Raw genomic sequence first — 22,480 nt, forward strand, 5'->3', positions numbered from 1 at the left:
CTGCGTCTTGCTCGATAATCCAAAGACAATTGAGAGGCTAGGACTTTTGTCCCAGCCTCTTTTGTTTTAAAGACGATACAAATCTTCTACAATGGCCGCTACTTTTTTGATATCCCCTAGCATTCCTCTCATCTCAAAGTCTGCTAGCATAGGGAAACCAAAGCGTTGGCTGTACTGCTTGGCCGTTAGGCAATATTGATTGTTGAAGTTGCGATTTCCTGATCCTACAACTCCCAAGCATTTAGTGGCATTGTCTCCATAGGCGATAAAGTCTGCTACATCGGTCGTTAAAATTTCCACATCTCCATTATCAACACCATTTCCTCCTTCTAGGTAGGTCGGCAAAAAGGCGATAAAAGGTGTATCAACTTCAAAGAAGGGCTTCCCTTCTTTGACTAGGTCTTTGACATGGATTTTTTCAATGACCAAGTCAGGGTACTGCTCCCATAGATAATCACTGAGACGACGAACAAAACTTTCAGTATTGCCACTTAAACTGATATAGACAAAACATACTTTCATTTTCTTCTCCAATCAGACCAGCTCCTCTTCTTTGTTCCAGACTTGAGGAGTTTTTTAATGCTATGATCTAAGCTTGAAGGTCGCTAGCTGGTCTATTTTTCAATTTGTAGAGGAGGATTCCCAAGTAAACAAGGGCTACAACCACACTCAAGACAAGTGCATATAAGCTAGAAGCCTGCAACAAGGTCCGCAATTTGTCTGACGTGATCACAGACATAGAAGAACGATAAGACAAGAAATTATGCAAGCTCATTAAGACAAAGGCACCAATCTGTCCCATATAGGCATAGGTCGCCTTAACAATATCCTTTTTAGACAGGAAGAAATAGGCAACTGCAATCAAGCCCCCAATCAAAAGAGATAGCAACAACCAAGCAATCGGTCCGCGTAAGGCTACGATTAATTTCTCAAGGAAGGCTTTGTATTCTTCCCGTTCAAGAGCAGTGGTTAAGTTCAAAGAAGCTGCCATTTCATCTGTGAGCTCCACTTTAGCCAATCCAAAGAAGGACTGAGCAGTTAATAGAGTTCCCATCGCTGATAGAGCTAGCAAGACATACATATAAATTGGATTTTTCTTCATTGTATTTCCTCGTTTCTAATATCCATAGTATTTATTATAACGTGAACCTTAGGGAAGCGCAAGTTTAGATTTTCCCAGCGATCCTGTTCTAAAAAAGCTCCCTCTAAATCAGGATATGATTCAAAAGGAGCTCTTCTTTCTAAGTATATTGCTTCTAGAATGTCGAAAACAAATTAGTTCAAGTGCCAGATATCTTCGTTGTACTGAGCGATGGTACGGTCAGATGAGAAGAATCCTGCTTTGGCAATGTTGACGATGACTTTATCCAACCATGCGTCACGGTCTTCGTAGTCAGCCAACATTTGCTCTTTGACTTTGATGTAGTCTTCCAAGTCAAGAAGGGTCATGAACCAGTCTTTGTTGATCAACTCATTGTGAAGACGAGACAAACGTTCTTGGTTACCAACTGCAAGAACAGCGTCGCTGATGATAAAGTCAACCAATGGTTTGATCGCTTCACGAGCGTAGAATTCGCTTGATTTGTATGCTGATTTTGCGTAAAGGTCGATAACAGTTTCTGAATCTTCACCGAAGATATAGATGTTTTCGTCTCCAACCAACTCAGCGATTTCCACGTTAGCTCCGTCCATAGTACCAAGCGTCAAAGCGCCGTTCAACATGAATTTCATGTTACCAGTACCTGAAGCTTCTTTAGAAGCCAATGAGATTTGTTCTGAGATATCACATGCTGGGATCAAGAAGCTTGCTGCAGTCACGTTGTAGTTTTCAACCATCACTACTTGCAAGTGTGGAGCTACTGCTGGGTCGTTTGCAATGACTTCTGACAAGCAAAGGATCAAGTGGATGATATCTTGAGCGATGGTGTAGGCAGGAGCTGCTTTACCACCAAAGAAGACTGTGATTGGACGAGCAGGGATATTACCAGCCTTGATGTCCAAGTATTTGTGGATGACATACAAAGCGTTCATTTGTTGACGTTTGTACTCGTGAAGACGTTTGATTTGGATATCAAAGATAGAATTTGGATTGATTTCCACACCTTGGTGATCTTTCAAGTGACGAGCCAATTTACGTTTGTTGTGGGCTTTGATGTTTTCCAATTTTTCTTTGACAGCAGCTTTATCTTCGTATGAGAGAAGGTCTTCCAACTTAGAAGCATCATGGTGCCAGTCACGTCCAAGGATCTCATCCAAGTAGTGAGACAAGCTTGGGTTGGCATGCATAAGCCAACGACGGAAGGTAATTCCGTTTGTTTTGTTGTTGAATTTTTCTGGGTAAAGGTCGTAGAAGGCCTTCAACTCTGAGTTCTTCAAGATTTCAGTGTGAAGAGCTGCAACCCCGTTTACACTGTATCCATAGTGGATATCCATGTGGGCCATGTGGACACGATCGTGTTCATCAATGATTTGAACAGCTGGATCTTTGTGTTCAGCACGAACACGACGGTCCAATTCTTCAATGATTGGTACCAAGTGAGGAACCACTTCTTGCAAGAATTCAAGTGGCCATTTTTCAAGGGCTTCTGCAAGGATTGTGTGGTTAGTGTAAGCGGTCATGCTACGAACGATAGAGATAGCTTCATCCATTTCGATACCGCGTTCAGTCAAGAGACGGATCAACTCAGGAATGACCATAGATGGGTGAGTATCATTGATTTGTACAACTGCGTAGTCAGCAAGGTCATGCAAGTTGCTTCCTTTTTCGATCGCTTCGTCGAGGATCAATTGTGCACCGTTTGAAACCATGAAGTATTGTTGGAAAATACGGAGCAATTCCCCTTGACGGTTACTATCATCTGGGTAAAGGAAAAGAGTCAAGTTGCGAGCGATATCTGTCTTGTCAAAGTTGATACCATCTTCAATGATGGATGAATCAACTGAATCCAAGTCAAACAAGCGCAAGCGGTTCTTGGTTTCGATCTTGTAACCAGGTACATCGATATCATAAAGCGTAGAAGTCAATGTAAAGTGTGCAAATGGCACTTGGTAGCTACGGCTTGAACGAACGAGCCAGCTTTGGTCAGTCAACCACGCATTTGGAATCGTTTCTTGTTGGTTGTTTTTAAGAACTTGTTGGAACAAACCAAAGTGGTAGTTCAAACCAACCCCATCCCCTGTCAAACCAAGGCTTGAGATAGAGTCGATAAAGCAGGCTGCCAAGCGTCCCAAACCACCGTTACCAAGTGATGGTTCCAATTCCACTTCTTCAACTTCGATCAAGTCTTTGCCAGCATCAGCCAATTCTTTTTTGACATCATCGTACAGACCCAAGTTGATCAAGTTGTTTGACAAGAGTTTACCAATCAAGAACTCAGCTGAGATATAGTAAACTTTTTTCTTACCAGTATTTAATTTCTTTTGGGCACTTGCTTGCTTGGTGTAATTAAGCAAAGCAATGTACAATTCTTCGTTTGAACATTCTGCAATTGTTTTTTGATAATGATCAATCACATATTTTTGTAATGATTCCATGGTTAAGTGTCTCCTTGTGTTTTGATTAGATAGGGGGAAAGATTATTTTTCTGCTTTTTTCGCTTCTTCTTTCACCAAGTCAGTATTTTCACGACGATAGATAGTTGTGAAATCAAGCAATTCTTGCTCGACAGCAGGAGTCAATTGATCCGCTGTCATCCGCCATGCCCAGTTGCCACCAAGGGTAGATGGGAAGTTCATACGAGCTGAGCCATCCAACTCTAACAAATCTTGCATGGTAGCGATGGCCATAAAGCTGACTGAAGCAAAGACGGTACGAAGCATCGCATGTGGAACAGATTCGTATTCTTTACGGTTGGTGTAACGAGCAAGGTACTCACGAGTTGGATCGTCAATTTCATTGCGATACCACCCAAGAACAGTGTTATTATCGTGTGTTCCTGTATACATAACTGAGTTGTTTGGTGCCAAGTGAGGGCTGTCGATACTTTCATCGTCAGGATTGAAGGCAAATTGAAGGATCTTCATGCCTGGGAAGCCTGTGCGCTCACGAAGCTCAATGACTTCGTCAGTCATGAAGCCAAGGTCTTCTGCGATGATGTTCAAATCACCAAGTTCTTCTTTCACTGCGGCAAAGAGTTTGTAGCCAGGACCTTTAACCCATTTACCTGGTGCTGCTGTATCAGAACCAGCTGGGATTTCCCAGTAAGATTCAAAGCCACGGAAGTGGTCAATCCGCACGATGTCGTAGATCTTGAAGCTCTCACGCAAGCGTTCAATCCACCATTTGTAACCATCTTTGTCCATTGCTTCCCAGTCATAGATTGGGTTGCCCCAAAGCTGACCAGTTGCTGAGAACTCATCTGGTGGGCATCCTGCGATGCAGGTTGCTTTTCCATTTTCATCTGTTTTAAAGAGATGAGGATTTGCCCACATATCGCTTGAATCTTCCGCTACGTAGATTGGCATATCACCTACGATCTCAATATGGTTGTCGTTAGCGTATGCTTTCAATTTCAACCATTGTTTGAAGAAGAAATACTGTGTTACTCGATGGTAAGTCAATTTGTCTTCCAATTGAGCGCGATATGAAGTAAGGGCTTCTGGTTGGCGTGCACGAATCGCAGCGTCTGGCCATTCTGTCCATGCTTTTAATTCAAAGTGCTCTTTAATAGCCATGTATTCAGCAAATAATTCCAACCAAGCTGCATTTTCTTCAGCAAAACGGCTGAAGTCATCCCAATCACCGTTTTCAATAAAAGCTTTAACCGCTTTTTCTAGAAGAGGACGACGTTGTTCGAAGATCTTCGCATAGTCTACTTCTGTTGGGTCTTGACCAAAATCAACACCTTCGACATCGGATGCATCCAAGAGCCCTTGATCGATCAAGAGATCGAAGTCAATAAAGTGGGTGTTGCCTGCAAAAGCCGAGAAGGATTGATAAGGAGAATCTCCATAACTGGTTGTTCCGAGAGGCAAAATTTGCCAATACCGTTGCTTAGTCCGAACAAGGAAATCGACAAAATCGTAAGCTGCTTGACCAAACGAACCGATTCCATACTTCCCAGGCAAGGATGAAATGTGCATCAAGACACCACTTTGGCGTTTTTTCATTGAGGGTACCACCTTTAGTTTAATATTTTTTGTTTCGAAGAAAAATAGACCAACTTTCTACTCTAATCCAGTTCTCATTCCGACTTTTAGAAGGGTTAGGAATAGTGCAATTGTCAGAAATAGAAAAAAATTTAACCTATTTATAAATGACCCTAGATCATCTTTATGCAACGTTTAAGGAAAACGTTTGCGTTACGTGTCCATTATAAAGTATTCTTGTCGTTTATGCAAGAGGTTTCCTAAACTTTTATGATTTTTTCTGCAGGTTCACCCCACGCCTAGTTTATCCTTTTCTTATTTTCTTGTCAACTATTTGTGTGTATTTAATAGAAGATAAAAAATTTTTAATTTTTTTTTGCACAAAGAACTTGCAAACGTTTTCTTCCTGTGATATACTATTCGTGTTAAGAAAAACGTTTGTCTAAAACGTTTTCAACTAATAATATTATTTTTATTCTTTAGGAGGAATAAATCATGAAACGCACAATTCTTCGAAGCGCTGCTGTACTTGGTACAGTTGGATTCGCATCACTTCTTTTGGTAGCTTGTGGAGGCAAAAAAGACGACTCTGCTGCTTCTGAAAACGAGTTGACAGTCTACGTTGACAATGGTTACAAAGCTTACATGGAAGAAGCTGCGAAAGCTTTTGAAAAAGAAAGTGGAACAAAAGTAACGATCAAGACAGGTGACGCTCTTGGTGGATTGGACAAATTGTCTCTTGACAACCAATCTGGTAAAGCTCCAGACGTTATGATGGCACCATACGACCGCGTAGGTGGTCTTGGTAACGACGGTCAATTGGCTGAAGTGAAATTGAACAAAGACAGCAAGACCGACAAAACAACTGAATCACTTGTAACAAACGGTGGTAAAGTATACGGTGCACCAGCAGTTATCGAAACATTGGTTCTTTACTACAACAAAGACCTCATGCAAGAAGCTCCAAAAACATTTGGTGAACTTGAAGAATTGGCAAAAGACAGCAAGTATGACTTCGCTGGCGAAGCTGGTAAAAACACTGCCTTCCTTGCTGACTGGACAAACTTCTACTATGCATATGGACTTCTTTCAGGTAACGGTGGATATGTCTTCGGTAAAGATGGTACAGATCCAAAAGATGTTGGTTTGAACAACCAAGGTGCGATCGATGGTATCGAATACGCGAAAACTTGGTATGCTAAATGGCCTAAAGGATTGCAAGACACTAAAGGTGCTGCAAACTTCATCCAAACTCAATTCCAAGAAGGTAAGACAGCTGCCATCATCGATGGTCCATGGAAAGCATCTTCATTGAAAGAAGCAAAAGTAAACTACGGTGTAGCAACTATCCCTACTCTTCCAAATGGAAAAGCTTACTCTGCCTTCGGTGGTGGTAAAGCTTGGGTTATCCCTGCAGGTGCTAACCACCCTGAAGCAGCTCAAAAATTTGTAGACTTCTTGACTTCAACTGATCAACAAAAAGCTTTCTACGATAAGACAAACGAAGTGCCAGCTAACACAGAAGCTCGTGAGTACGCTGTTGGTAAAAACGATGAATTGACAACTGCCGTTGTTAAACAGTTTGAAAATGCACAACCAATGCCAAACATCTCTGAAATGAGTACTGTTTGGGATCCAGCTGCAACTATGCTCTTCGACGCTGTAAGTGGTAAGAAATCTTCTAAAGATGCTGCTGACGATGCTGTGAAATTAATCAAAGAAACTATCGAACAAAAATTCGGTGGCAAGTAATACAGTTCCCAAGGGGCTGGGAATCTTTCCCAGCCTTTCGCTGTGATGTGGCCTCTGGTCGCTCACTTATAAGGAGTCGATATGGAAACACAACAAAATCCCAAAAAGGCAATGTGGCTATCCCTCATTCCTGGCTTGGGACAAATCTATAACAAACAGAAAGCAAAAGGATACATCTTCCTTGGTGTAACACTTGTCTTTCTCGCATACTTTTTCGGTATTGGTTTGGAGGAATTGTCTAAACTAATTACCCTCGGTACTGTCCGTGGAAAAGATAATTCTCTTTTTATCTTAATTCGTGGTGCCTTCCACTTAATTATCACCGTCGTTTATTTGATGTTCTACGCCTTGAATATCAAAGATGCGGGTACTGTAGCTAAGCGGATTAATAACGGTATTCGAGTGCCGAAGACCCTAAAAGAGATGGTGAATGCTATCTATGAAAATGGCTTCCCATATCTCTTGATCATCCCTTCTTATATTGCCATGACCTTTGCAATCATCTTCCCTGTTTTGGTTACCTTGATGATTGCCTTTACCAACTACGACTTTAAGCATACAGCTCGTTTTACGCTCCTTGATTGGATCGGACTTCAAAACTTCACCAACATGTGGACTTTGAGTACCTTCCGTTCTGCCTTTACATCTGTATTGGGCTGGACCTTGATCTGGGCCTTGGCAGCTTCTACTCTTCAAATCGTTCTTGGTATCCTAACGGCTATTATTGCCAACCAACCATTCATTAAAGGAAAACGCATCTTCGGTGTTATCTTCCTTCTTCCTTGGGCGGTTCCTGCCTTCATTACGATCTTGACATTCTCAAACATGTTCAACGATAGTATCGGGGCCATCAATGCGCAAGTCCTTCCGCTCTTTGCGAAGATTTTCCCATTCTTGGATGGGGTTCTCATTCCTTGGAAAACTGATCCTACCTGGACGAAGATTGCTTTGATTATGATGCAAGGTTGGCTCGGCTTCCCTTACATTTACGTCTTGACACTCGGAATCTTGCAATCTATTCCAAACGACCTTTACGAAGCAGCCTATATTGATGGGGCCAACGCTTGGCAAAAATTCCGCAACATTACCTTCCCAATGATTTTGGCGGTTGCGGCACCAACTCTCATCAGCCAATACACCTTCAACTTTAACAACTTCTCCATTATCTACCTCTTTAACGATGGTGGACCTGGATCTGTTGGTGGTAATGCTGGTTCGACAGATATCTTGATTTCTTGGATCTATAAATTGACAACGAACTCATCACCTCAATACTCAATGGCTGCTGCGGTTACGTTGATCATCTCTTTGATTGTCATCTCGATCTCGATGATTGCCTTCAAGAAACTGCACGCATTTGATATGGAGGATGTGTAAAATGAAAAATTCAGTTCAATTTAAACGCCGCCTTAATCATTTCTTGACTTACCTCTACTTGGTTGTCCTTTCCATCATCATCATCTATCCATTGTTGATCACGGTTCTTTCAGCCTTCAAAACTGGTAATGTCAGTGCCTTTACGCTTGATTTCAGTGGCAGTCTCAGCTTTGATAACTTCCAAAAACTCTTTACGGACACCTTATATGGTACCTGGTATCTCAACACCTTGATCATCGCCATTATTACCATGGTCGCTCAAACATCCATCATTACCTTGGCAGGATATGCATACAGCCGCTACAACTTCTTGGCTCGTAAGCAAAGTTTGGTCTTCTTCTTGATTATCCAAATGGTGCCTACCATGGCTGCTTTGACTGCCTTCTTCGTTATGGCCTTGATGTTGAATGCCTTGAACCACAGCTGGTTCCTCATCTTCCTCTATGTCGGTGGAGGAATCCCAATGAACGCTTGGTTGATGAAGGGTTACTTCGATACAGTCCCAATTTCACTTGATGAATCTGCAAAATTGGATGGTGCTGGACACTTCCGTCGCTTCTGGCAAATCGTCCTTCCATTGGTTCGCCCAATGATTGCGGTACAAGCTCTTTGGGCCTTCATGGGACCTTTTGGAGACTACATCTTGTCTAAATTCTTGCTTCGCGATGAAATCAATTACACGGTAGCTGTTGGTCTTCAAACCTTTATCAGCGACCAAAAAAATCAAAAGATTGCCTTCTTTGCGGCAGGTGCGATTCTGATTGCAGTTCCAATCTGTGTTCTGTTCTTCTTCCTTCAAAAGAACTTTGTTTCAGGCTTGACAGCTGGTGGGGATAAAGGATAAAATAAACTTTTCTATAACCTTCCAGCCATGATGAAAAGGACAAGATCTCCTCTCGTGCTTTTCTCCCAGTCACATTAATTTTATCTTTAAGGAAAGGATGGGAGTGGGACAAGGGTAGCAAGTTGATTGATTTGCTACCAGTTTCTCTCCCATCTTTGGTTAAGGATAAAATCTTGTTATGCTCTCCATACAAGGGAAATCCATCCCGGAGATTAGAAAGGTCTCTTCATGCCCTATCCATTTAACTATTTTTCCAGCCTTTTTCAGGTAAGAAAAGCATTTGCCAACCGCAAACAACTTAATTGGTTCCAAATGGTCTTTACCTCACTCTTTCTTCTATCCTTGACCCTCATTCCTGTTGCCATTCAAAATGCAGAACTACAGACCTACCCCTTAACCACCTTCGTTAGTGATGTCTTTGATCCCTTAACAGACGATGTTATGAAGGATTTTAAAGAAAACATACAGATCAATCAGCAAGAACTAGTCTATAACAGTCATTTTGGAGTTCATAAAAATGAGGCTGGTCATGTTATCTTAGGCCATCACGAAGGAACTCAATTAGGAGAAAAATTAACTCTTTATTTCGATAAAAATCAATTGATTGTAAGTAAAGAAAAGAAAGAACTGGCTACGATTCCTTACCAAGCCATCAATCAAGAGAGCATCCAGGACAAAAAGGAACTCACTAAGGCCATTTCCAAAGATTGGTTCCAGGCCAATCGATTGGCTGTTAGTCTCTTCCTCGTCCTCTTCTCAGGTTTCTTATCTGCTGTGAATTTTGCTATTTTAGTATTTGGAGCTTCCTTCTTCCTCTTCTTGACACGGAAGTCACGTCTCTTCTCTCTCAAGACCTTCAAAGAATGCTTCAATTTCACACTCAACTGTCTAGGATTGCCTATTCTTGCGAGCGTCCTGATCAGTTTATTGTTCCACCAAGTCTTTACTACAACCATCTTGATCCAAAATATCCTATTTGTCTTGTTCCTCGCGCTTGCCTTCTATAAGACTCATTTCCGGGATCCAGATTACAAACCTTAGGGAGGTCCTTTATGCGTGTCACCATCAAAGATGTAGCCAAACTTGCCGGCGTTGCACCATCTACCGTTACACGAGTGATTCAAAATAAATCTACCATCAGTGAAGCCACTAAAGAACGGGTTCGTTCTGCCATGAAAGAACTAGATTACCATCCAAACCTCAATGCTCGTAGCTTAGTGAGCCAGTCCAGTCAGGTCATTGCCCTTGTCTTGCCTGATGAAAGTGATGTGTTCTTCCAAAACCCCTTCTTCCCTACGGTCCTCCGTGGGATTAGTCAGGTTGCTTCTGATTATGGCTATGCCATTCAGATTTGTACAGGGGCTAATGAAACCCACCGCCTCGATCAACTCAAACAAATGATTTATGGTAAGCGGGTAGATGGACTCATCTTCCTCTATTCCAAATTGAATGATCCTTTGGTTGACTTCTGTATTCAAGATAAATTTCCTTTCTTGATTTTGGGAAAAGCAACTTCTCCTTTTGTATCCTTAGTCGATAACGACAATGTTAAGGCCGCCTTTGATGCGACCGAATATTTCATCAAGAAAGGATACCAACACATCGCCTTTGTTGGAGGAAATAAGGAATTGGCCGTTTCTCAAGACCGCTACAAGGGCTACCAAGAAGCTCTTGCCAGTCACCAGATCCCTCTCCGTGAGGAATTGGTCAAGTTCTCCTTTGGTTTCATGCTAGAAGAAAATTCTTACCAAATCATGGATACCCTGCCTTTTGAAGAACTGGAAGCACTTATGACAACAGATATCCTAGTTGCTGAAGGGGTTCGGAGATACCTGAGCGACAAACAAGTCGATCTTCCAATTATTTCCTTCGACTCTATTCAACCACGAATTCCAATTGACGCCTATATTGATATCAATACGGTCGAATTGGGACGCGAATCTGTCAGAACCTTGCTCCAAATTATTAAGGACAACAAGGAAAACAAAACTGTTTGCTACAGACAGCTCATTGAACACTCGATTATTGAACTTTAGGAGAACCTATGACCACCAACTTTGCAGCTTATTTAGACGACCAAGACTTGATTCGCATGGAAGGAGGAGAGAGCGTAATGGCCTCTCTTCCTTTTACATTGACGTCTGGTTCGAAAACAATTGAACTTCTGCCGACAGAGGAAGAAAAAACTCTTCGAAGCCCCCTTCCCATCGACATGAGTCAAAGCTATACCCTCTCCAACGCTAAGGGAGAAACCTGCCTCCTACACTACCGCGACATCGTCCGCCAACCCATCTTTGATCAGCTATATGCTTATGATGGAGAGGATTTAGGAGCTCGTTACTCCAAAGAAAAAACCTGCTTTGCCTTTTGGGCTCCCATTTCTCAAGAGGTTCAGCTCTTGATCAACCAAACTGCCTACCCGATGGAGCTGACAGAAAAAGGTGTATGGCGTTTAGAACTCGAAGGAGACTGGGAAAAAGCCTCTTATTACTACCAGCACCAAGTCAACGGTGTAACCCATATCGTCCATGATCCTTATGCTCTTTCTTCTGAAGCCAATTCAGGAGCTAGCTATGTCATCGACCGACACAAGATTGAGCGCCCTATCCAGAGAGCCGCAACCCAACTAGATCCGACTCAGGCTATTATTTATGAATTGAGCGTCCGGGACTTCTCCATGCAAAAAGAAGCTGGTTTCCAACATCCTGCTACCTTCCCAGCTCTCTTAGAATCTCCTAAGCATGGAGACCAGACCTTTGGCTTTAACTATTTGAAATCCCTGGGTATTACTCATGTTCAGCTCATGCCCCTCTATGATTTCGGAAGCGTAGATGAAACAAATCCTACTGCTTCCTACAATTGGGGCTATGACCCTGTGCAATACAATGTTCCTGAGGGAAGTTTTAGTAGCCAACCAAATGATCCTTACCAACGGATCCTAGAGTTGCAGCAAGTGATTGATGCCTATCACGAAGCAGATCTCAGCCTCATCATGGATGTGGTTTATAACCATGTTTACCTCTCTGATGAATTTGCTTTTGAGCGGATTGTCCCAGGCTATTTCTATCGCTATGACCAAGACCGCCAACGAACCAACGGAACCTTCTGTGGGAACGATGTAGCTAGCGAGAGAGCCATGGTTCGCAACTACATCAAGCAGTCAGTCAAGCAGTGGGTTCAACTCTACGGCTTTGATGGTTTTCGCTTTGACTTGATGGGCATTCTTGACCGCCAAACCATGATGGAAATTCAAGAAGAATTAGCAGCCATTTACCCCAACATTTACCTTTATGGAGAAGGCTGGAAGATGGATACTGGACTGGATCCTGAACTCCTGGCCCATCAATACAATGCCAGTCAACTTCGTCCGTATGGCTTCTTCAGTGACAACTTCCGTGATACCATTAAACGAAGCATCCTCAACGAAGGACGTATAGACAGCCGCTATCAGGCCAATGATCTTGCCAATATTTTGACTGGTAACGTCGGACTCAAAGGAACCCCCCACTTTGTGCGTCCTCAACAGGCAATTAACTATGTGGAATGCCATGATAACGCAACCTTCTTTGACTACCTCAAGGTTGAAGACCCAAACATTTCAGTAGAGGTACGTCAGACTAAAGCTCGACTTGGCTTGCATCTCGTCCTCTTGGCTCAAGGAGTTCCTTTTCTACATGCTGGCCAAGAAATCTATCGCAGCAAGGGCTTAGAAGAGAATACTTACAATCTTCCAGATGCTCTAAATCAACTAGACTGGCTTTCTTCTACAGCTTATGAAACAGATATTCAGTTCCTGCGCGAATTGATTGCCTATCGTAAAGAGGAAGAGCTCCTTCGCCTTGTGAATGCCCAAGACATTCGAGACTATTGTCAAGTTACTTGGACTTCGGAGAAAACCTTCTCTTACAGCATTGAGAAAGATGGTCGTAAGTTGCTTATCTTGGTCAACCTGGGGGATCAAGAATGGACTTATCGACTCAAACAATCTGCAAGATTAACGATTGCCTACCCTCATGTGTATGGAAGAGAGCAAGGACTTTCTCAAGAAGAATTTACCGTTCCAGGCCATGGTTGGATCTTGGTAGAACAAGCATAAAAAAATTCCTGCAAGAACTTCTTGCAGGAATTTTTTAGTCTTCTACTTCGACAAAGCGTCCAATAATATGAACATTGTCTGAAATTGTTATAAAAGCTTGAGGGTCTGCTTTTTTCATTAAAAATTTAAACTCATTAAACTCTGCTCGGGTAATAACCGTGAGTAAGACGGCTTTTTCCTGATGATTATAGGTCCCTTCGGCATTGTGAATAATGGTTGCCCCACGGTGCAATCGCTTATGGATTTTTTCAATAATCTTATCCGGTTGGCTAGTGACAATCATGGCTTGCATCCGCTTCTGCTTGGTAAAGACAGCATCTGTCACTCGACTGGAAACAAAAATGGTAATCATCGAATAGAGGGCATACTTCCAACCAAAGGTCATCCCTGCTATCAACATGATGGTCCCATTAACGATGAGAGAAATTTTGCCGACGTTCTTGCCCGTTCGCTTTCGAATGGTCAAACTGACAATATCGGTTCCCCCACTGGAGATATTATTCCGAAGGGCAAAACCAATCCCTGTCCCCATAACCACACCCCCAAACAAGGCGTTCATGATAGGGTCATTGGTGAGCGTAACTACTGGAACAAATTGGATAAAAAAGGAACTCATGGACACCGTTATAAAGGTGAAAATGGTAAACTTATGGCCAATTTGATACCAGGCGATGATCATTAAGGGTAGATTGATGGCATAAAATGACAAGGAAACAGGAATGGTAAAGCCCAAAAATCGATCACTAAGAGCAGAAACAATCTGTGCTAACCCTGTCGCGCCACTCGAATAGACACGTCCCGGCTGGAAAAAGAAGTTCACAGCAATCGCAGATAAAAATCCATAGACCAATGAGGCTGAAATCTTTTCATCATATTTTTCGCGGGAAATGCTTTTCAAGACCCGTAATAATTTAAAATTATAAGCAATTCTTCTCACATAATAACGTAAGATTTTACCTAAGCGAGTTTTTTTCATGACTATCTCTTAATTTATAAATAAAGGGAAAATCTCAGAAGCTACTTCTGCGGATTTTCCGCTTTTATTCTTACTCCTCAGTTTTGACTTCTACTTGTAGACTCAACTCTTCCAGTTGTTTGGTAGATACTGCAGAAGGGGCTTGGGTCATTGGATCTGTTGCCTTGTTGTTCTTAGGGAAGGCAATCACTTCACGGATATTCTCCTCACCAGCTAACAACATGACAAAACGGTCCAAACCAAGAGCCAATCCACCATGTGGAGGGAAACCATAATCCATAGCTTCTAGCAAGAAACCAAATTGCTCTGTCGCATCTTCTTTTGAGAAACCGAGAGCCGTAAACATCCGTTCTTGCAATTCTTTTTGGTTGATCCGGAGACTTCCTCCTCCAAGTTCGTAACCATTGAGCACAATGTCATAGGCAATAGCACGTACCTTAGCGAGATCGCCCTCTAATTCATGAGCTGTATCTGCTTGTGGAAGTGTAAAGGGATGGTGGGCACTCATGTAACGGCCTTCTTCTTCAGACCACTCAAACATTGGCCAATCTACCACCCAAAGGAAGTTGAATTGATTGTTGTCGATGAGGTCTAATTCCTTGGCAATTCTGCAACGAAGGGCACCTAGGGTTGCATTGGCTACTTCTAGTGTATCCGCTACAAAGAGGACCAAATCTTTTTCTTCCAACTGTAAAGCACTTGTCAACTCTGTTGTCACGTCTGTCAAGAACTTAGCAACTGGGCCGTTTAAAGCACCATCAGCTACCTTGACCCATGCAAGACCTTTGGCCCCATATTGTTTGGCTACTTCGGTCATCTTATCGATATCTTTACGTGAGTAGTTGTCTGCTGCTCCTTTGACCACAATGGCTTTCACTGCTGGAGCTTCTGAGAAGACCTTGAAGTCTACACCCTTTACAACTTCTGTCAAGTCTGTCAAGAGCATCTCAAAACGAGTATCTGGTTTGTCCGAACCGTAAAGAGCCATCGCATCATCGTACTTCATCCGCGGGAAAGGAAGGGTGACTTCAATTCCCTTGGTTTCTTTCATGACACGCGCGATTAAACCTTCGGTAATGTCTTGAATTTCTTGCTCTGTCAAGAAGGAGGTTTCTAAATCGACCTGTGTAAACTCAGGTTGACGGTCTCCACGTAAATCTTCGTCACGGAAACATTTGACGATTTGATAATAGCGGTCAAAGCCTGCATTCATCAACAATTGTTTCGTGATTTGAGGGCTTTGAGGCAAGGCATAGAAGTGCCCCTTGTTGACACGAGATGGAACGAGATAGTCACGCGCCCCTTCTGGAGTTGACTTAGAAAGGAAAGGTGTTTCCACATCAATAAATTCCAACTCATCCAAGTAATTCCGAATAGAGTGGGTTACTTTAGCACGCAATTTCAAGTTTTCCAACATCTCTGGGCGACGCAAGTCCAAATATCGATAGCGTAGACGGGTATCGTCGTTAGCTTCAATGCCATCCTTGATCTCAAATGGTGTGGTTTTTGCCGTATTAAGGACAGTCAATGAAGAAACATGCATTTCAACCTGACCTGTTGCAATTTTATCATTCGCTTGCTGTCTAGCAGCAACTTGACCTGTCACTTCGATCACATACTCGCTACGAAGGCTCTCGGCCGTTGCCATTACTTCCGAACTGACCGTCTCTGGATTGATGACCAATTGCATAATCCCTTCACGATCTCGTAAATCAATAAAGATCAAGCCACCCAAATCACGGCGTCGACTCACCCATCCTTTGAGGGTTAGTTCTTGTCCAATGTGTTCCTCGCGAACACGTCCAGCATACATGGAACGTTTCATTGTATTTTTACTCTCCAAACTAATATTCTTCCTTCTATTTTACCATAAAGCCTGTCAGATAAGTGCTTTTCCAGAGATTTTTCCAGAAAAAACAGTTCTTTTATTCAGCTTCTTTCCCGGTAGGAACTTTCTCTTGTTTGGCCTCTTCATCGTATAAGGTTGGGGCCAAGATTTTCATCAGACTAGCTGTTCCAAAACGCATGATAGCTGCCAAGACTCCAAATATTGGAGCCAAGCCACGGAAAAAGAAGTCTCCTCTGATTAATTGAGTGATGAGGCCCGTAATGAGAAAGATCACGATTCCTTGAAGAATCGCATAAACAGCTATTTTCTTCATTGTTTTCATGGTTTACCAATTCCTCTCTTTCTAGTAGATAGACTTATCCACAAGTCTGTGGATAAGTCTGTGAATATGGGGATAAGTTTCTTCAAAACCATAGGAAAAAAGGTTGAGACTGGGTATTCTCAACCTCTTCGCATCTTACTTAAATTGGTCCGGCTGGCCTTTATAGTTAGCCCAGTCCTGACTTAAGAAACGATTGTTAATCTTGTATTCAGGGGCAGGTTGAGGGTTAGAGATAAAAGGATCAACTGCCTTGTCAAATGCCAACCATCCATTCCAGCCCATATGAATGGTATCCTGCATAAAGTAAGGTTTATCACCATCTTTAGAAAAATCAGCAATATGGGTAAAGCCTTGACTTTCTAGTTGGTAACGGATTTTTTCAACTGTCCGTTGATACATTTCTTTACTCAAGCCTGTATAAGCCATCCATTTAGAGTTCACTGGAGGGATGACAAAGATGACATTGGTTTTAGATTGAGCAAACTGATCCAAGACCAGTTGTAAATCATTGTATTCTGGGGATTGTTCATAGGATTCATTCTTTTGGAATCCTTTGAGTTTCTTGAGCTTACTCGCAAGGCGATGGGTATAGAAGCTATTACTAATGCCTAGTTTATTATTATTGGTTTTCTTTTTGGCTTCCGCCGTCGCCACCTCTTCCAAGACTTCGTAAGAAAATGTATCTGGCAAATCATTCAAGCGAGAGAGAACTTTCTTCTCATAGTTGCTATTGTTCATTGCCGTAAAGGTGCTAAAGAAGGCATCCTCCCGACGAACAAAGCGCATGAGGGTCTGATTGAGACCTTTTTCAAAACTAGATAGATTTTGACCTTTGGCTAGCTTCTGAACTCCTCCCTGCATAGCAACATTAGGGTACTGCTGCAAGAGACGAGATGCCGCATACTGGCTTGCTGGTCCAGCTTCCTGATTGGCCAAAAAGCTCGTTAATTGATCACTATTAAAGTATTGCTGGAAGGCCGATGAATCATAACCGTCCTTCGTAAACCACTGGGGCGATACCACATAGACAGCCGTTTTCCCTTCTAGTTGAGGAAGAATTTGCTGCATCCCAAAATATTGGTTCAAGGATGCTGCCCCTCGTTGTCCTAGAAAATACGGACGATAAGAGCGATCATACTTCTCTGCTAGTACTGCTGGGTGGACGATGTCAAATCGCAACCATTCGCTGGAACCAAAGAAGGGTACAAAACGATAGTTGGGATCCCCGAGCGCTTCTTCCTTACGGGCACGACTTTTAAAGCCTTCTGCCGTCAAGCTCACTGCAGCCTTTTTCTCCTCTGTCAGATTATGTTTGTGGTTAATCGGATAGAAAAAGAGAAGAGCAGCGACAAGAGCCATGGCGCAAAAGACTGGACCCAGAATCAGCCACAATCGTTTAAGCATTCTGAAGCTCCATGACACCTTCTACGATTTTGTTGGCAGTATTCCAGTCATCACGACCAAATTCAGATACTGGAACTCGAATATCGAAGCGGTTTTCCAATTCAACAATCAACTCAACGGTTCCCATGCTATCAAGAACACCCGCATCAAAGAGATCCTCATCCATCATGTCTGAGACATCTTCCATAAACAATTCGTCAATAATTTCAATTACTTGTGATTTTACATCCATTTTTCATTTTTCCTTTTCTTATTTCATTTTTGGAAACCATTGCTGATCCAAGAAACCTGAGAAGATCAGAAAGGACAGCATAACGGTGTTGAAGGTAATAAAGATTCCAAGAGCCTGAGTCCAGCGATTATCTGGCAGGGGCTCAAGTCCTTTTGCTTTGCGCTCTTTATTCAGTGTCTTCTTCTTCCGCAGCCAGGCATCATTGATCACGAGACCTAGACCGTGGAAGAGGCCATAAGCAACATAATACCAGGTCACTCCATGCCAGAAGCCCATGACCAACATGTTGATGATATAGGCAACATTTGACGTTGTAATCCGACTCTGAAAGACCTTGTTGCGCATCAAGACCATGACCAGACGCATAAAGACAAAGTCACGGAACCAGAAAGACAAGCTCATGTGCCAACGATTCCAAAATTCCTTTAAATCACGCGATTTGAAAGGGAGGTTAAAGTTAATTGGGCTCTTAATCCCCATCAAGTTGGACGCCGCAAGGGCAAACATGGAATAGCCTGCAAAGTCAAAGAAGAGGTCCAAACCAAAGACATACATCACCCCTAAGGTTCCTAGGTTAAAGATGCCCCCTTGAAGAAGGGCATAAGTCTTGACATGACCTAGCAAGAGATGACCAAAGATATGAGCTAGAATAAACTTATAGAGAAAGCCAAGCATGATATACTTGACGCTCTGCTCCAGCATATCGAGGAGCTCATCCCGATCTGGAATCGTTAGGTAATCTTCATTGAAGCGTTTGAAGCGGTCGATCGGCCCACTTGAAAAAGTCGGCATAAAGAGCAAGAAACGCAAGAATTCCCAGAGACTAAATTCTTTGAGGGTCCCATCTCGCATCTCGATAATCATCCCTACCGCTCGGAAGGTCAGATAGGAGATCCCAAGGAAGCCCATCCAAGACTGGGTCCCATCAATGGCTGGTTGCACCTTCACAAAAACCAAGGGCAAAACGACCAAGAAAGAGTGAAGGTAAAAGACCCACTTGTTATCACGCTGGCTTCGATAGATTTTATAAGAATAGACCCAAAGGATTTGCCAAAAGAGGTAGAAAAGAACCGCATAGATTTGTTTCAAATCCGTCCCTGTCAACATCAAAACAATAAAGGCTAAGCTGACCAAGGCTTCATAGACTGGGAAACGCTTCTTAAAGAAGAGACCAACAAAGATAGGCAATAAGGCCCCAATCAGATAAATAAAGTAGACCGGGGTGCCATAGGGTTCTAAATGAGGGAGCTGTTTCAAGAACTCGATCATCGGTTGTTAACCTCGCTAATCAACCCTTTGATGTCGATTTTCCCGTTTGGAGTTAGCGGCAAGCTGTCACGGTAGAGGAATTTTGAAGGCATCATATAAGACATCATGATGTGCTCCAAATCTTCCTTGATCGCTTTGGTAATATCAATCTCTCGCTCAAATTGTTCTTTGACCCCATCTTTTAAGATGACATAGGCCAAAAGATTTTGAACCTTGTGATCTTTGTTGTAGCGCGGTACTGCAACAGCCGAGTCAATGTACTGAGATTTGTTCAAGTTTTGAGAAACATCTTCTAGCTCAATACGGTAACCGTTAAACTTGATCTGGAAGTCCATCCGTCCACCGTAGAGAAGGAGACCTTCATCTGTCATGGTTCCGACATCTCCCGTATGGTAGGCTGGAAGACCTTCAAATTCGAAGAAGGCTTCTGCTGTTTTCTCTGGATTATTCATATAACCTTTTGAAACAGCTGGTCCAGACACGATGATTTCCCCTTGCTCTCCATTTGGCAATTTGTTCCCTTCCTCATCAATGATAAAGGTTGGAGAATCTTCTTTGGTATAGCCGATTGGCAAGCGTTTAAGAGTCGCTAGCATCTCATCTGTGATAGCCACTGCCGACAAAGCAACGGTTGCTTCCGTTGGCCCATAAGCATTGATGATGCGTGCATTTGGGAAACGCTCGCGCAATTTCTGAGCCGTTTTCACGGTCAACTCTTCTCCATCAAAGTAGAAATGGGTGATGCCTGGCATCTTTTCAGCATTGAAATCTTCAGACAGCATGGCCATATCTGCAAAAGATGGCGTCGAAGTCCAGATCGCAATCGGAAGAGAAAAAATGGTCGCAAAGAGTTGTTTGAAGTCTTGAGTGATGGCTGATGGAAGAGCAAAAAGGGTTCCACCAAGAGCCAAGGTTGGTGCCCAATACATGACAGACAAGTCAAAAGAATAGGGCGGTTGCGCCAACATTTGCGGACGCTCTGGCGTCGCAAATTCCTTGTCTGTGATCATCCAGTTAGTAAAGCTGAGCAAGTTATCATGCGAAATTTGCACCCCTTTTGGTTTTCCAGTTGTTCCAGAGGTAAAGATGATGTAGTAGTTATCATCCCCTTTGACAGGATGTTGCAAATCATAAGCATTCTGAGCCGCATAAGCTTCACGCACTTGCTCCAAGGACATGATCGGAGCAGCTGGGTTTTCGATTGGAAACTCATTGATGGCAATGATCAGGCTTGGCTCAGCCACTTCAAGAATGGCAGACACGCGCTCCAAGGCAGAATGGCTATCAATTGGGATATAAGCATGGCCAGATTTGGTCAAGGCCACAAAGGTTGCCAACATTTCATATTCTTGACCACCAAAGACCACAACAGGTGACTTTTCAGGAAGTCCCATTTGGTCAATGTGGGCTGCTAAGCTATCTGAGTCTGCCTTCAATTGGCCATAGGTATGCTCTTCTCCAAGGACATTGTAGACAGGATAGTCTGGTTGCAGTTGGGCGAAGCGCTCAATCGCCTCGATCATATCAGTAATTGGTTGGTTTGACACGGTAGGGATCTCCTTTAAAATTCATTATAGATAAAGCCACCCTGACCTTGACCAAGGTAACTAAAGAAATAGAGTAAGGCTAAGAAAATAGCGAAATACAAAATTGTTTGCCCTATAAATTTATAAAGTGTTTTATGTTTCATCTTTTTCACTCTTCATTTTGATTTTCACTGACTATTTTACCATTTTTTGTTCAGTCATAGCAATCCAAACACAAAGAAATAATACTAGAAAACGTTACCATACGAGACGATTACTATCCTAATTTAAGCCAACCGCTATCTAAGCCTTATCTTGCCGTTTCGCAACTCTGACGAATCAACTCCAAACACTTGTCTAGATCTACATCTCTTTCAAAATGGTCGGGACTCCAGGGAACCTCTATATCCGGCTCCACACCTTGATCCGTCATTCCTTTTCCTTGATCCAAGCTTAGACAGCGAGAAGTAGGAAACATCAATCGATAATCCCCATAATCAACAGTACAACAATTGGAATAGTCTAAAATTCCTAGAGTTGGTCTACCTACCACTGTTACCTTCTTAAACTGCTTCATCATCTGGACAAAATTATCACCAGATGATCCACAATAAATATCTGATAAGATAAAGATCTGTTCGGGATATTGGCCACCTCTAACCTCTGGGAAGAATTCCTCGCTTTCTTGCTGATACGGTACATAGCCTTTCCCCCGATGGTGGATCAACTCCTCTTTCATATCTTCAAGTAGTTTAGTTGTTTCAGGACTAATTTCTTCCTGTTGCATCCAGACCTCAAAGTCTTTCAAGCGTAAGTCGACATTGCGTTCCGTGTATAGAATTTCCATGCCATCATCGTCCCAGTCAAGCGAATCATAGCCCTGATCCTTCTCTAAGCCTAGATGTAATAGAGGGAAATATAAAGAATCTGTCCCTCCGCCGTTCTGTCGGACATCAATGAGAAGAAACTTGACCTCCGTCATCATGGGTAAACACTCTTGATATACCCGACTAATAGCTCCTTCATCCATAAAATTATCCAGACGAAGATAAAGAATCTCATCGTCTAATCGTTTCCAAAAAATCTGATCTTGGATTGGTTCTCGACTGGGTACTACTTCAATGGTCTTTTCTACCCCTTCTCGAAGCAGGGTGACCCTTGTGGACTGAGAGACCAAATCCGCCCATTCTCGGTAGTGTCTTTCAGGGGTCTTACTGATAAAATAGTCCTTATGGAGAGACGCCACCCGCTCCAAGTCACTTCCATCCAGACCTAGGATCTGATCCCCTGCTTGGAGTCCCGTGTCTTCATTCGCCTTTTCAACATAAAGTTGATGGTCCATTACGCGTAAGAGAAAGCCTTTCTGCCTAGCTTTTTTATTCTGAAAGGAGATATGGCCAATAATTCCAAAACTAGCTAGGTAAGTCTTAACTTGATAGAGAAAGGCATCATCCGTCATATCATCTGTCATTTTTTCTCGAAAAGGCTCTGGATCGCATCCTTTTCGGTCTTTGATGGTAGATGAATCGTGAGTCATAATGGAGACGACATCTTCAAAAATAGCTCTTTTTCTCATGCAGGACTCCTTAAATTTTTTAGAAATAGTATACCACTTTTCCTTAAAAAGTTCTTAAAAGCCTAAAAAGAGGCTGGGACAAAAGTCCTAGCCTCTCAATTGTCTTTGCATTGTCGAGCAAGACGCAGTGGTTGAGTGGGCTCTACTACGCTGATTTCATCAGCTTTTA

General features: G+C 42.7%; 19 protein-coding genes. 6 read left to right on the forward strand and 13 right to left on the reverse strand.

The window, feature by feature from the left end:
- Positions 1-66 precede the first annotated feature (66 nt).
- The 4 genes from nrdI to malQ all read right to left on the reverse strand — a co-directional run bounded on the left by nrdI (position 67) and on the right by malQ (position 5,109).
- On the reverse strand, positions 67-534 hold the full coding sequence (nrdI, locus tag ADH49_RS04720) for a class Ib ribonucleoside-diphosphate reductase assembly flavoprotein NrdI (RefSeq protein WP_123160721.1): 468 nt from the start codon (positions 532-534) through the stop codon (positions 67-69).
- A 55-nt stretch (positions 535-589) separates the two neighbouring features.
- Positions 590-1,102, reverse strand: coding sequence for an ABC transporter permease (locus ADH49_RS04725; protein WP_006595384.1), 513 nt, complete (start codon positions 1,100-1,102; stop codon positions 590-592).
- A 173-nt stretch (positions 1,103-1,275) separates the two neighbouring features.
- Positions 1,276-3,534 carry a glycogen/starch/alpha-glucan family phosphorylase gene (gene glgP / locus ADH49_RS04730; protein WP_006595383.1) on the reverse strand — a complete coding sequence of 753 codons (2,259 nt, stop codon included), beginning with the start codon at positions 3,532-3,534 and terminating at the stop codon, positions 1,276-1,278.
- A gap of 42 nt (positions 3,535-3,576) precedes the next feature.
- The gene (gene malQ / locus ADH49_RS04735) at positions 3,577-5,109 is read right to left on the reverse strand and encodes a 4-alpha-glucanotransferase (protein WP_006595382.1); all 1,533 of its coding nucleotides are present in this window, start codon (positions 5,107-5,109) and stop codon (positions 3,577-3,579) included.
- 474 nt (positions 5,110-5,583) lie between these two features.
- On the opposite strand from malQ, the gene ADH49_RS04740 reads away from it, so the two are divergent.
- The 6 genes from ADH49_RS04740 (at position 5,584) to pulA (ending at position 13,157) form a co-directional block, all read left to right on the forward strand.
- Complete coding sequence (locus ADH49_RS04740) at positions 5,584-6,840, forward strand: extracellular solute-binding protein (protein ID WP_048690288.1); 1,257 nt, start codon at positions 5,584-5,586, stop codon at positions 6,838-6,840.
- 81 nt (positions 6,841-6,921) lie between these two features.
- Positions 6,922-8,217 (forward strand): sugar ABC transporter permease, encoded by a 1,296-nt coding sequence (locus tag ADH49_RS04745; protein ID WP_048690290.1) that lies wholly within the window; start codon positions 6,922-6,924, stop codon positions 8,215-8,217.
- 1 nt (position 8,218) lies between these two features.
- The gene (locus ADH49_RS04750) at positions 8,219-9,061 is read left to right on the forward strand and encodes a sugar ABC transporter permease (RefSeq protein WP_006596980.1); all 843 of its coding nucleotides are present in this window, start codon (positions 8,219-8,221) and stop codon (positions 9,059-9,061) included.
- A 228-nt stretch (positions 9,062-9,289) separates the two neighbouring features.
- Positions 9,290-10,102 (forward strand): maltodextrose utilization protein MalA, encoded by an 813-nt coding sequence (locus tag ADH49_RS04755; protein WP_048690294.1) that lies wholly within the window; start codon positions 9,290-9,292, stop codon positions 10,100-10,102.
- 11 nt (positions 10,103-10,113) lie between these two features.
- A complete protein-coding gene (locus ADH49_RS04760; RefSeq protein ID WP_048690295.1) occupies positions 10,114-11,097 on the forward strand; it encodes a LacI family DNA-binding transcriptional regulator in 984 nt (327 codons plus the stop codon).
- An 8-nt stretch (positions 11,098-11,105) separates the two neighbouring features.
- A complete protein-coding gene (gene pulA, locus ADH49_RS04765; RefSeq protein ID WP_048690298.1) occupies positions 11,106-13,157 on the forward strand; it encodes a type I pullulanase in 2,052 nt (683 codons plus the stop codon).
- Between the two features lie 34 nt (positions 13,158-13,191).
- Here pulA and ADH49_RS04770 read toward each other — a convergent pair whose 3' ends face one another.
- The 9 genes from ADH49_RS04770 to ADH49_RS04810 form a co-directional block, all read right to left on the reverse strand.
- A complete protein-coding gene (locus tag ADH49_RS04770) occupies positions 13,192-14,133 on the reverse strand; it encodes a YitT family protein (protein ID WP_048690300.1) in 942 nt (313 codons plus the stop codon).
- A 70-nt stretch (positions 14,134-14,203) separates the two neighbouring features.
- Entirely contained in the window at positions 14,204-15,958 is a 1,755-nt protein-coding gene (aspS, locus tag ADH49_RS04775) for an aspartate--tRNA ligase (protein ID WP_048690302.1), read from the reverse strand.
- 100 nt (positions 15,959-16,058) lie between these two features.
- Positions 16,059-16,295, reverse strand: a complete 237-nt coding sequence (locus tag ADH49_RS04780) for a hypothetical protein (RefSeq protein WP_171968048.1) — start codon at positions 16,293-16,295, stop codon at positions 16,059-16,061.
- Between the two features lie 144 nt (positions 16,296-16,439).
- A complete protein-coding gene (dltD, locus tag ADH49_RS04785) occupies positions 16,440-17,708 on the reverse strand; it encodes a D-alanyl-lipoteichoic acid biosynthesis protein DltD (RefSeq protein ID WP_048690307.1) in 1,269 nt (422 codons plus the stop codon).
- Positions 17,701-17,940, reverse strand: coding sequence for a D-alanine--poly(phosphoribitol) ligase subunit DltC (gene dltC / locus ADH49_RS04790; RefSeq protein ID WP_006595371.1), 240 nt, complete (start codon positions 17,938-17,940; stop codon positions 17,701-17,703). Before dltC ends, dltD begins: the two co-directional genes overlap by 8 nt.
- Positions 17,941-17,958: 18 nt before the next feature.
- Entirely contained in the window at positions 17,959-19,209 is a 1,251-nt protein-coding gene (gene dltB / locus ADH49_RS04795) for a D-alanyl-lipoteichoic acid biosynthesis protein DltB (RefSeq protein WP_048690309.1), read from the reverse strand.
- A complete protein-coding gene (gene dltA / locus ADH49_RS04800; protein WP_048690311.1) occupies positions 19,206-20,756 on the reverse strand; it encodes a D-alanine--poly(phosphoribitol) ligase subunit DltA in 1,551 nt (516 codons plus the stop codon). Before dltA ends, dltB begins: the two co-directional genes overlap by 4 nt.
- A gap of 14 nt (positions 20,757-20,770) precedes the next feature.
- Positions 20,771-20,899 (reverse strand): teichoic acid D-Ala incorporation-associated protein DltX, encoded by a 129-nt coding sequence (locus ADH49_RS04805; RefSeq protein ID WP_006595368.1) that lies wholly within the window; start codon positions 20,897-20,899, stop codon positions 20,771-20,773.
- A gap of 146 nt (positions 20,900-21,045) precedes the next feature.
- Positions 21,046-22,311 carry a S41 family peptidase gene (locus ADH49_RS04810; protein ID WP_048690313.1) on the reverse strand — a complete coding sequence of 422 codons (1,266 nt, stop codon included), beginning with the start codon at positions 22,309-22,311 and terminating at the stop codon, positions 21,046-21,048.
- Between the last annotated feature and the right edge of the window lie 169 nt (positions 22,312-22,480).

It is taken from the genome of Streptococcus sp. 400_SSPC (assembly GCF_001072745.1).
Lineage (GTDB): Bacteria > Bacillota > Bacilli > Lactobacillales > Streptococcaceae > Streptococcus > Streptococcus xiaochunlingii.